Below are 11,429 nucleotides of genomic sequence, written 5' to 3' on the forward strand. Positions count from 1 at the left end.
AGTTGATACCAATTCCGTGCCAAAGCCGGTTGGTTTTTCTTTATGGTTTAAATTCTATCCGCCGGCCTTCGGTATGGGCATTAAATTCGGGCGCATACATGCTTTGCAGGCTGGTAACGCCGGTTGCGTAATTGCCCGGTTGTACCACACGCAGTGTATATTCAAATACATAGTTTCCTTTTTTTAGTGCACTTATAAAAAAATTGGTGGCCACATCTTTACTTACCTGGTAATAGTACAAGCCATCCTGGTATTTATAGGTCGATAGGGTTTCCATTGGCTCGGTACCGGCGGGGCGCATGTCTTTCAGTTGGATGTAGTCAAAATCACGATCGGCCGTAAGGTAAACTACTACTTTTAGTACATCACCTGTTTTAGGTTGGTGGGCTGCATCAACCGCAGTAAGTATTGGCCCGGCATCAGTTTGTTTTTGAATAAAGTACTTGCGCTCCAACTGAACGTTGGTGTTTGATGGCGTTATCTTATCCAGCTTTTCGGTATACTGCCAGTACATAGCCCCCCAGTTAATAGTTTTGCTGCTGTTACTTACCTGCACATGACCAAATGCCGGCTTCACCTGCTCATCAACCCAGGTGGTTTTCAAATAGCCGGTGCCGGCTTCGGCTTTAATGCCGGGCTTTAATGCGGCCAGCGGTTTGTTGTTTAAGCTGATATTGATTTGGGTGGTGTTGGCAATTATATTGTCGCCTTTAATCAGCAAAGCGTAGCAGGCTGCTGCTGTAGCTTTGGTGGTGCGCCAGTTGTTGGTTTGTTTGTTGCGCAACAGCCATATTTTCATTTCCTCCACGGCTTTTGTATTATTGCCCGCTTCGGTAAACAGTTCGATCATCAGCGATTGCGTTTCAACCGGCGACTGGTACCAATAATACCCCGGCTTGTTAGTAGCCCAATACATGCCCAATTCATCTGATTGTTGGGCGGTTTCCAGTAGCGATTTGATGATCTGGGCGGCGGTTTCCTTTTCATCAAAACGATAGAGGGTAAGCGCTATCATGGCCTTTTCAAATTCTGGTTGCTGTGCCCATTGCCTGCCTGCCCGGGCCAGGTAATGGGCCCGGATGATGTTTATCTCTGTACTTGTTTCTCTGTTTTTAAAGTAGCTTAATGCATACCAGGCATGAATTTCGGTGGAATTGATATCCCGGACCATATAATTTTTGATGTTCTTTTTTGCGGCAGCTTCATCAGTTTTAATTTCATTATCAATATATCGGACAGCATTGGTGCTTATGCGCGCCAACGATGCATCGTTTTTATCCGCAATGTTAAGTTTAACAAGCTGACCAATGCCTGCCAGGATATGCTGGGTAATATACCGGTCAGAAAAATCGCCCGCAAACCAGGGGAAGCCGCCGTTTTGCAATTGTTTTTGTTGCAGCTTGTTTAAATTGGCATTCAGCTCATAGCTCATTTTATTCAGGTCGAAAAGAAGGGCGATTCGTTTTTTCTGTTCGGTTTCGTCAACGGCATCCTGCAGCCATGGGGTTTCTTCCAGCAATACCGATTTCAGCTCCGGATTTTTTTCGAGGTTGGATAGCAGGACTTTTGAATCTGCGGCTTTCCACTGTTCAAATACCTTTTTTATCTGCGGGTAATGGTTCACGATATTCACCGCAAAGCTATTGGCATAAAACCGGCTAAAAATTTGTTCCGAACATTCGTAAGGGAATTCCATCAGGTAGGGTAGCGCCTGTACAGCTGTCCAGGCTGGGTTTTGGGTATATTCAAGGGTCAACGTTTTATTGGTTAGGGTGCTGCTGTTTTGATTAACCAGTTTATCAAACGTGAAATTTTTGGTTTGGCCGGGGCGAACCATCATGGGCATGGTTTCGGTAACCAGCATGCTGTTGGGGAGCACGGGTAGCGTGTTTTCTTCACCGTCGGTATAACTGCCCGCTGAGGCTGTTAAACGATAGGTGAGGGCCTCCAAACCGGCAGGGATAACCAGTTTAAAAGATACGGCCCCGGTTGATGTGCTGTCCAGCTCAAAAGGCTGTTCGGCATATTTTGATTTGCCAAAAAGCGCTACGGGCTGCAAGGTAACCGCATTGGTAAATTCCAGTTTAGCTTGCCCTTTCAAATGTTGGTTTGATAGATTCACAACCCGTGCCGAAACCACCAGCGTATCGCCCTCGCGCAAAAAGCGCGGCATGTTGGCGCTGATCGTCATTTTTTTCTGGGTGATAACTTCCTGTTCAATGTAGCCGCTTTGCAAATCCTTATTATGCGCAAAGCCCCTGAACTTCCAGCGGGTTAATGATTCCGGTACGGTAAAATCAATCAGCAGCTGTCCGTTATTGTCAGTATGCAATTGGGGGTAAAAGAAGGCGGTTTCATTAAAGTTTTTGCGGGTGACTATGGGTGCTGCAGCAAGTTCTCTTGCTGTACGGATAAGAAGTTCCTTATCAAATTTCTGGCCGGGTTTGGTTTGTATTTCCCGTAAAGTAATACTATCAGACCGTATCTCATTATCATATTTTATTACGGGAGGGGGAAAACGTACTGTTTGATTGGTGCTCGGAGGAGCTGCGAAATATGATGTGCCTTCCTCTACCTCCTGTTTAATATCAGCATTTCCAACCGGCTCATCTATCCTGATATCCTGGTTAGGGTCGCCTTCCTGGCTTTTAACACCAGGATCGGCCAATGCCAATTCTCTGCGCATATCCATGGGGATTTTCATGAGCACTATCATTTTTACGCCCTTAACCGGCCGTATTTTCCTGCTTACATAACCCTTACCGCTGAATGTTAATATCGACCCGGCAGGTACTTTGATCCTGAAATACCCGTATGCGTTGATGGTTGTGCTTATAGTTGAATTACTGATGCCGATTTTTATCCCCGAAGCGACTCTGCCCCTCCAGGTAACTTTGCCTATTACATCGTAGCCGCCTTTAACAAGCCTGGCATTGCTCATATACCTGGCTTCAATTTGTTTATTGCTCAGCGCGTTCTTTTTATCTGGCGCAATGCCTTCGTTATTACCGCTGTAAAAATAATTATCGCCGCCATCGTAGTTAAAACCTAAATTATCTATGGATTCATAATTTCGGCCGGTTTCGTCATAATAGGGCTGGTATGGCTGGTCTCCTGAAGTGTTATCATTGGCCGATGGCGGTATGGTTTCCCACTCAAAATAGCGGGCCATATACTGGTACTCGGCAAAATCGGTTTGCCAGCTTAACGGCCGGGTAATATCATCCAGCGAGGCATCATACAAACCTGCCAGCAACTCGGATGTTTGTTTGTTGTCGCCTCCGTCTATCTGCAGTTTCCATTGCTCTTTTTCGCCTGGTTGCAGCTTGTCGCGCATGGTTAAAAAACGGATGTTTAAGGGCTTAACCGTGTCTTTTACCGTAATGCGTTGGTAATATTGGTATTGCCTGTTGCCGTTTATCATTTCAAATTGTACAGTAAATGCATTTTTGCTGGTGGGCACCACGGGTACGCTTATTTTTTGCGGCGCACCTGCCTGTAGTTGCAATAGTTGCGATGATAGCAGTGTGGGGCCATCATACGTTTCAAAAAGCACCTTGCAGGCTTTGCCAATTCCTATATAAAAAGTTGCGGGCTCCCTGGCTGCAACGGAGGTAGTTTGGGCTGTCACCCAATCTTCGGCTTTTTGTATAGGGGCTTTATTGGCAATATAATTAATGTACTTAATTACAGATGCTGTATCGCCGTTTACGTTTTTGGCGCTGATAACCAATGCATATACGCCGCCTGTTGATTTAAGGAGTTTGTTTAGGTCGATATTGTTGCCGCTCTTTTGGATGTCGATATCCAGGTCGGCTGTTTTTTCCTGGCGTTGCCAGTTCGAATATTCATTTTGGTGGTTATAGGCAAAGTTGGGGAAGTATTTTTCGTATTCGGTTTTGCTCATCAACCATTGATCGGGTACATCCCAAAGTCGGTTTCTGAAAAATGCATCGGGGCCTTTCAATTCATACACTTTGATGTTGGCTCTGCCATTTTGTTTTTCATCGTTGCTATTAAAAATGGTTAAAGCGGCATTGGCATGTTGGCTGTCAATAGCTTTTTCGGGTACATCGACCTCCAACCGGATCGGATTATCGCTGATGGTGATCTCACTGGTTGCAAAATGCGTTTCGCTATTGGCATCGGTAACGTTGGCCTGTATGCTAAACCGGCAGGTTTGGCCCTTATTTTCGTTATCCGGACCGTTGGCCAAAAACTTAAATTTGAAGTTGCCTTGTTCGTCGGTTTTAATGGTATCAATAGCAATTATCGCTATCTTGTTATTATTGCCATACATAATTCTCCGGCCCTGGTTGGCGGCGTCAAAGTACGGTCGCATTTCCGGCACTCTTGTTACATTATAAACCACCCTTGCGCCGGATAGTCCATAGCCCGAAAATGCATTTACCTTGCCTTTAACTATAATACTGTCGCCAAGTTTGTAAAACTGTGTAAAAGGTTCAAAATCAACCTTGAAAGTCGGCCGTTTATATTCTTCAACTTTAACCATCATCCTGCCGTTGGCGGTAAATAGGGTTAGCCATCCATTCAGCACGTTTTGCGGAATGATAAAAGAGGAAGCCGCAGTTCCAAATTCGTTGGTTTGTAATTGGGTGGTGCCTAACTCTTTATTGTTTTGGTCACTTAATTTGACATCCAGATCGGCTTGGGGCATAATACTGCTTTTGCCGTTTACACTTTGCAGCTCCATGGCTTTAAAGTAAATGGTTTGGCCTGGGCGATAAATTTGCCTGTCGGTAAAAAATACGGTTCTGATAACGGGTGCATTATTTAAGATAGGCTGTGGCGAGTAAATCTCATTTCTTTCGTTATCTGTTAAATGGTCGCCCCGGTAATTTATGGATGCAGTATATTGATTGCCTTTTGAATCAAAAATAAACGTGCCGTTAGTATCCGTTACTCCGGTGATAACCACCGGCTTCTTTTTTGTATTTCTATACCTCTCCGGGCTGTAAGTGATGGTTATAGTCGCACCTGCCAGCATATCGCCTGTTTCGCGGTTAGTTACTTTAATCTCCCGTTTTCTGTCGGACCTTGTTCTCATCATATACGCCACCTTGCTTACTTTAAACATACCCAGCTGGATAAGGCTATCTTTGCCGCTTTGCTCAGTAGCCAATAAAAGGTACTTGCCCGGTTTTAGCGCGTCAATTTTAAACTCGGTAGTGTGTGCCTTTAAATCGGTGGTTACAGGCAGATTCAGTTGTTGGTCTTGCAATGCTTTTAAGGTTTTAATAAAAGCCAGAGTGCTTTTACCTGTCCCGATAGAACCATAGTGCCCGTCTAGTTTTCCAATATAGGATAGCTGGGCATCTGTAACCTTATAAATACGATAACGCGCATTGCTAATATTGCGGTAGTTTAACCCTGCCAGGATAGGTATATCCGGCGAATTCACATCCTCAAAACTAACCTGTAACTCTTTTTGGGTAATTTCATTTATCCTGTTGCCCGCGCGTTGTGCACCTGGACTTTTAGGGTAGCCAGTCATTGCCGTTTGCAGGTAAATCATGGCGGTAGTTAAGCTATCTACATCACCGTAATATTTGCCAATAGCAAATAATGCATCTGCACAAATAACACCTGCCGAAGTATCGGCAGCGATATTTTTAAGAGCAGCAAGGTACAGGGTGTTTTTATTGCCCAGTGTAGCTTTATCATACAAAAAAGTGAGCCTTTTCATATCAAGGTCGGCCATAGCCTTCCTGTCATTTTTTTGCAGATGGAACGCCAGTCCCTGTTGCAGCAGGCGGATGCCGTGATAAAATGTTGACGCTGTGTCGGTGGTTTTGACATCCAGTGCAGCAAAGGTTTTACTATCGCCAAAAAAACGCGGATCGTTTATTGAAAACGGCATTTTGGGTTTGGTAAGTGCAGGCTCGTCTGCCAGGAAAAAATCAGACGCCCGGTGTAAAAGCAAATCGTATAGCGTAGGTCTTAAAAAGCGGGTGTTTTTATCGCCTTGCAAAAGGCCGTCTAAAATATCAAGCGAGGTGTTTTGCTCTCTGTCGGCATCGTGTAATGATAATTGGTAAAGCCTGGTGGTTTCATTAATAATAGTTGCCAGGTCCCATTTTCTGAAATCGATGTCAGGAACTTCCAGTTTACTCCTGCCTGCAAATGTGTACCGGTTTTGCTGGTAGTAGTTCCAATACATATCGGCCAAAAACGATTGTAAAACCGGCTTAACCGGGTAAGACGAGCGGCTTATATCGGCTTYCAAAGCGGTAATAACGCTCACAAGTGCATCTTCCTGCAAATAAGTTAGGAATTTGGCATGGTAAATAACCGCGCGTACCATCTGCGGCACGTTATTTTCTTTGCGTGCCAGTGCATCAAGCTTATCAACCTCCATCAATGCCGATTTTGGCAGGCCAACCTCGGTCAATGAGTCGATAGTAAATATGATGTTATGATAGCTGGTTTGGGCCGATGATGGCCGGGCTATAAATAAAAAACAGGCAATAAAAAGGAACTTCAGGGTTTTGCAGGTTTGTGATGGCATAAGGAATGAGGATATGATGGATAACGGTAATAATACCAAAATATGATTGTTAAAAATTGTTAATTATTTACCAGATGCAAAATGAAAGGTAAATTCATAAATAATTAAAATCAAATGGTATTCACGTAATCAGCAGTTATGCCTGATCTTTATAAATTGTATTTTAAACAATTAAATTTCTTTTTAGGGATTTATTAATTATATCTTTAAGATTATTTTTCCGGGATTATAAACCAATATTTACGCCGAATACCGCCATGAAGCTCAGGGCTTTGTTATTATTTATATTAACGCAGTTTATATTAAACCAGGTAAACGCGCAAAATACCCAGTTCCGGTTTTCGCATCTTGATATCAATGCAGGGCTGTCGCACAACCAGGTAAACTGTATTTATAAGGATAAAAAGGGCTTTATGTGGTTTGGTACGCTATCGGGTTTAAACAAGTACGATGGTTATAGTTTTAAAAGCTTTAAGCACGTTGCCGGCGATACCACTACGTTAGATGATGATTACATTGTAAGCATAAACCCCGGTCCGGACGATAAACTGTGGATTGAAACCCGTACAGGCTTTAATATTTACGACCCTGCTACCGAAAAGTTCAGCAAAAACCTGAAGGATTTTATGTACAAAATTAAGGTGTACGATACGTACATTTTAGCTATAAAAAAAGACAGGTTAGGCAATTTTTGGTTTTTAGAGCATAACGTTAACCAGGGCATCTTTAAGTACGATCCTGTAACAAAGCAAACCATCAACCTGCTTCATAAACAGGGGGATACCACATCTATTTATTCAAACCTGGTTACCGATCTGTCGGTTGATTCAAAAGGGAATATATGGCTCATATCTGGCGCCGGCGTTTTGGAGCGGCTGGACCCTAAGAGCTACAAGGTTAATTACCGGTTGAAGCTTGAACAGTTGCCCGCGGCATTAAGTACCACCTATAAAATTTTTATTGATAAGCAGGATGATATCTGGGCGTTTGTACCCAGTTATTCAAAAGGTGTATTTTTCATTAGCCCCAAAAACAAAGTAATTAAACATATTTTAAAAGCCACGGGCACCATAAATACCGATGTTATATCGGATGTTATCCAGGATCAGAAAAACAGGATTTGGATTGCCACAGATCATGGAGGGATTAATTTACTTAACAAACAGGATTTTACAACTCAATACCTGCTTAACCGCGAAGATGATGATAAAACAGTAGGTCAAAATAGCATCACCTGTGTTTATGTAGATGATATAGGCATTATCTGGTGCGGCAGTTACAAACGGGGGATAAGTTATTATCACCAGAATATTATAAAATTTGCCAGCTACACGCATCACCTTTCTGATAAAAACAGCCTGCCCTTTAGCGACGTAAATAGTTTTGCTGAGGACAAACAGGGCGATATATGGATAGGCACCAACGGCGGCGGGCTGATTTACTGGGACAGGAAAACAGGCAGCTTTAAACAATACCTGCACAACGCCGCCGATAAAAACAGCCTTACCAACAATGTTGTAGTAAAGCTATTTATTGATCACGAGCAAAAACTTTGGATAGGCACCTATTATGGCGGCCTTGATTGTTTTGACGGCAAAGTGTTTAAACATTACCGGCATAACGATGCCAATGCAAACAGCATATCTGAAGATAGGGTTTGCGCCATAACCGAGGATAGCGACCATAACTTATTGGTGGGCACCTTGTCGGCAGGTTTAAATGTGCTTGATAAAAACCGGAATGTGGTTGCCACATACCGGTTTGATGGAGATATGAATAAAAGCTCTATCCACTCCAATTACATCAGTTCGGTTATTGAAGACAGGCGCAAAAATTTATGGATTGTTACGGCTTACGGCTTAGACCTTTTAGTAAAAAAAGACCACCAGTTTTTGCATTACTTACATGACGAAAAGGACCCCAACAGCCTCATCAACAACAATACCAATAATATACTGGAAGATAAAGATGGCCTAATTTGGATAAGTACCCGAGAAGGCATCAGCATATTTGATTACAAAACCGGGAAATTTACCAATATTAATAAGCTTGATGGCTTGCCCGATAATACGGTGATTGATATGCAGGAGTTTAGCCGTAATAATATATGGGTAAGTACCCCGAATGGTTTATCAAGTATTTTTATCGATCGTTCGGCCGGCAAGCTTAAGTTTCGTTTTGTTAATTACAATGAAACCGAAGGGCTGCAAGGGCGCGAGTTTACCGAAAACTCATCGTACAAAACCAGGGAAGGGGAGCTGCTGTTTGGTGGCGGCAACGGGTTTAATATTTTCAGACCTTCAAATATCCTGAATAGCACCAATCCGCCAAATTTGGTTTTTACCGATTTACAAATCTTTAACCAGTCGGTAAAAGTAGGTGATAAGGTGAACGGCTCGGTGATTTTAACACAGTCTATCGTGGATTTAAAAGACCTTAAGCTAAAATATAATGACAACGTTTTTGCTATCGAATTCGCGGCGCTTAATTATTTTAACCCCGATAAAATAAATTACCAATACCGGATGGACGGTTTTGATAAGCGGTGGATAAACGCCGATAACAAGGTGCGCAAAGCCACTTATACCAACCTTGACCCGGGCGACTATGTGTTTAGGGTGCGCGCCGGCAGCAACGAAAGCTGGAAGGGGAAGGAGCTTACGTTAAATATCAATATATCGCCGCCATTTTGGAAAACCACGTGGGCTTACATCTTATATACATTATTGGCAGTAGGCTCATTGTTATATTTAAGAAGAAGGGGTATCCAGAAAATACGTACGCAATTTTCTATCGAGAAGGAGCGGGAAGAAGCGCAGCGGATGCACGAGCTGGATTTAATGAAGATTAAATTTTTTACCAATGTAAGCCATGAGTTTCGCACCCCGCTATCGCTCATTATGGCCCCGGTGGATAAGATCCTGAAACAGATAGCCGAACCTGAGGTGCAACGGCAGCTGATGCTGGTAAACCGTAATGCTAAACGGCTGCTAAACCTGGTAAATCAATTGCTTGATTTTAGGAAGATGGAGTACCAGGAATTAAAGCTGCATAAAATGAACGGCGACATCATTGGCTTTATAAAAGACCTTTCGTTTGCGTTTACCGATGTGGCCGATCAAAAAAGCATCCGCTTTATTTTCGATTCGGAAATAGACACCTACTACACAAGCTTTGACCATGATAAAATAGAGCGGATCATGTTCAACCTGCTGTCAAATGCCTATAAGTTTACCCATGAAGGAGGGCAGGTAAGCGTTTTAATTAACCTGATTGATAAAAAGGATACCGCTGAGCAATTATTAGAAATAAGAGTTATTGATACAGGTATTGGGATTGTTGCCGATAAACTGGGCCGGATCTTCGATCCCTTTTTTCAGAACGACTTGCCCGGATCAATGCTTAACCAGGGGAGCGGTATAGGCCTATCCATAACCAAGGAGTTTGTTAAGCTGCACGAAGGGCAGATATATGTTGAGAGTGAATTTAACCAGGGCAGCTGCTTTACGGTTTTATTGCCCCTGGTGCAATTGGATATCAGTGTTTTAACAGATACGATGATGCCGTTTGATCATGATACCGAGCTTGCTCCGTTATATAGCCTGCCCAAAAACGATTCCAATAAAGAGAGCAGGGATGGCAAAAGGCCAACAGTATTATTGGTTGAAGACAATGACGATTTCAGGTTTTATATTAAGGACAATCTAAAATCGGCATTCAATGTGATTGAAGCTGAAAACGGGAAAAAAGGCTGGCAAAAGGCCCTGGCGCAACATCCTAATTTGATAGTAAGCGATATCAGCATGCCCGAGATGAACGGTATCGACCTTTGCCTAAAGATAAAAAATGATAAACGCACCTCGCATATCCCGGTAATATTGTTAACTGCCTTAACCGGCGAAGACCAGCAATTAAAAGGATTGGAAACCGGTGCAACAGATTACCTTACCAAGCCTTTTAACTTCGAGATACTACAATCAAAAATCAGGAATATACTGAGCCAGCAGGAAAGCATGCGTAAAACCTATACCAAACAGGTTGAGGTGAGCCCTACTGAGATGCATATCGATTCGCCGGACGAGCAGTTTATGAAAAAGGTGCTTATTTTGATTGATAGTAACATCTCCAACCCCAATTTCTCGGTAGAGGAATTGAGCAACGAAGTTTTTGTAAGCAGGTATACCCTCTACAAAAAAATCCTGGCCATGACAGGCAAAACTCCCAACGAGTTGGTTCGGTCGATGAGGTTGAAACGCGCCGCCCAGCTATTGGAAACAGGCCATCTAACCATCTCCCAAATTTGCCATAAAGTAGGCTTCAAAAGCCAGAAGTATTTTGTGAAGATGTTTAAAGCCGAGTACAATACCATCCCTTCAAAGTACGCCGAGGCTGCTGAAGAGGTAGAATCTTAGCGTGGTGTAAACTGCCGTCATTGCGAGTACCTATCAGGATAACCCTGGAAAAAATCGTTATGACGTGCAACGGATATAGTTAAACGAATCTTCTAAACTACCGTCATTGCGAGTATCTATCAGGTAAAACCTGAAAAAAAATGTTATGACGCGCAACGGATATAGTTAAACGAGTGCACTAAACTACCGTCATTGCGAGGCACGAAGCAATCCCGAACTATATGGGATTTTGCATGTAGGGGATTGCTTCGTACCTCGATTTCTATGATCTATGCAACTAATTTAAGATAATTTTTTTCATACTTTCTGTTTTGGTTAACACAGGAGAAGATGCGCTGCACAAGTTTATTCCTGACCGCATTAATTACGCTCATTTTGCTCTTTTTTTCGACTTTGACTTTTCGTTCGTAGTAAAGCCTTAGTTCATCATTATACTGAATCGCCACCAGTGCAGCCATATGCAGAAGCGTCTTTACTTTTTTATTGGC

Annotated in this window: 2 protein-coding genes and 1 pseudogene; 1 reads left to right on the forward strand and 2 read right to left on the reverse strand. The window is 42.9% G+C overall.

All coding sequences use genetic code 11. The features are described from left to right. Window positions 1-40: 40 nt before the first annotated feature. Window positions 41-6,529 (reverse strand): alpha-2-macroglobulin family protein, encoded by a 6,489-nt coding sequence (locus tag AC1DU2_RS29125; RefSeq protein ID WP_477388978.1) that lies wholly within the window; start codon window positions 6,527-6,529, stop codon window positions 41-43. 257 nt (window positions 6,530-6,786) lie between these two features. On the opposite strand from AC1DU2_RS29125, the gene AC1DU2_RS29130 reads away from it, so the two are divergent. Further along, complete coding sequence (locus AC1DU2_RS29130; protein ID WP_477388980.1) at window positions 6,787-10,941, forward strand: hybrid sensor histidine kinase/response regulator; 4,155 nt, start codon at window positions 6,787-6,789, stop codon at window positions 10,939-10,941. 269 nt (window positions 10,942-11,210) lie between these two features. Here the strand turns inward: AC1DU2_RS29130 and AC1DU2_RS29135 are convergent. Beyond that, window positions 11,211-11,429: pseudogene (locus tag AC1DU2_RS29135) on the reverse strand (hypothetical protein); the annotation flags it as partial.

Source organism: Mucilaginibacter sp. P4_C11, from assembly GCF_056402115.1.